Source organism: Rhodococcus sp. R1101 (genome assembly GCF_000278445.1).
Classification (GTDB): Bacteria; Actinomycetota; Actinomycetes; order Mycobacteriales; family Mycobacteriaceae; genus Rhodococcus; species Rhodococcus gordoniae.
This window is the reverse complement of sequence record NZ_AJVB01000665.1, coordinates 1-1690: the sequence shown is the minus strand read 5'-3', so window position 1 is coordinate 1690 and position 1690 is coordinate 1. Positions and strand designations below refer to the sequence as shown.

Genomic DNA, 1690 nt, shown 5'->3' with positions numbered 1-1690 from the left:
ACCACCGCATGATGCTGTCCTGCGCAAGCCGATTGCTCCGATCCACCACCGAGACCGGGAAGCCCTGCCGGGCCAACATCCGGACCAACGCATACGATGCGGCCGGTATCTCGATCTCGTCGCGGTCGTTTCTGAGAAATCGGGTGATCGCGTCGACACCGTCCTCGGCGGCCTGCTCGAGTGCACGACGAGTCGGGCGATCCTGGGACATCGCGTCGATCTCCGGGGAGATCCGCTCGAACATGTACCGCATGATCTCCGAGCGCCGCGTGATCGACAGATCGGCCGCTGCGTCGATCAGTGCACGCGCGTCCGGTGCCGGATCGCCCACCGCGCGGGCGCCCCGTCCGATCTCGTGAGCATTCATCGTTTCCGTTCCCGGAGCGTGCCGCCTCCGTCGAGGTGCGCTGCCTCGACGGTAACGGCTCGATGCGGGCGGCGATCGCGGATCGGCGGCGTTGATCCGGACACGATCGTGCCGACACTCACCCCGGGTGTTGTCCTGACCCGTCGGCCGCGCCGCCTAACCTGTCACGGTGAGTGAATCAGGCCGAGCGCGGTTCGACGCGATCGAGGACGCGTTGGTGCGGGACGACCGCCTGCGGTTGTTCTCGTTCGCCACGGCCGAGAAAAGAGTGGACTACCTGTGGGTTCTGCGCGCATTCGATCACGCGCGCGGCAACTATTCGGTGCTGCTGCACGCCGGGGACGTCGAAAACGTCCTGACCCGGCTGCCCGGGGCGACCGGCGACGACGTCCCCGATTCCTCCGAGATCCCGGCGCTGCTCGAGCAGTTGCACGCATGGGGTGTACTCGAACGCAGCTACGACGGCACCCGCGCGGCGACACTCGCCGAATATCGCAACCGGCACTACGTCTACCAGTTCGGGCAGGCCGGTTACCGGGTGTTCCGTGCCGTCGAAGATGTCCTGTCGTCCCGCGGTGAGGATGTGTCGCTGTCGCGCCTCGCACTCCCCGACCTGCTCGCCGACCTGAACGATCTCGCCGACGCGAACGCGGCCGGCGACGGCGAACTGGTCTACCGGAAGCTGAGCCGGCTCGACGCGACCTTGTCGGACATGGCCGAGCGCGCCGCCCGCTTCTATCTCGTCCTCGGCGACCTGGTGCGCACCACCGAGGTCACCCCGGAGACCTTCCTCGCGCACAAGGATGCGCTACTCACCCACATGCGCGAGTTCAGCACCGACCTGGCCCGCTATGCTCCGAAGCTCTCCGCGGCCCTGGACCGGGTGCAGGCCACCGGCGTGCAGAAGCTCACCGCGGAGGCGGCCCGGCACGACGAGCGGGTGTTGCTGTCGTTCGAGGAACGCGAAGCGGACTGGGCGCAGCGCTGGTGGGGCATCGAGCACTGGTTCGTCGGTGTAGGTGCCGAGCCGAGCGAGTCCGAACGTCTGCGCGGCGCGACGATCAACGCGATCTCGGCGGTGCTGGGACTGTTGCGCCGGCTCACCGAGCAGCGGCGCGGAGGCGTCAGCCGCGAGTCGCAGCTGCGGCATCTCGCCGGCTGGTTCGCCGCGGCACCATCCGAGGACGCTGCGCACGCGCTGTTCGGGGCGGTCTTCGACCTGGGCCGCCCCCGGCATTTCTCCGTCGCACATCCCGATGCCGACGTCGTTCCGGTCACCCGGTCGTGGTGGGAGGCGCCACCGGTCGAGATCTCCCGCACCCT

The 1690-nt window shown here is 68.5% G+C and carries 2 protein-coding genes; one reads left to right on the top strand and one right to left on the bottom strand.

Annotated elements, in window-relative coordinates; genetic code table 11:
• A partial coding sequence (locus tag R1101_RS0122975; RefSeq protein ID WP_026003619.1) for a hypothetical protein occupies nucleotides 1–367 on the bottom strand: 367 nt, incomplete at its 3' end.
• 232 nt (nucleotides 368–599) lie between these two features.
• On the opposite strand from R1101_RS0122975, the gene R1101_RS0122970 reads away from it, so the two are divergent.
• Nucleotides 600–1690 (top strand): TIGR02677 family protein (locus tag R1101_RS0122970; protein WP_026003618.1); only part of this gene is annotated, 1091 nt, incomplete at its 3' end.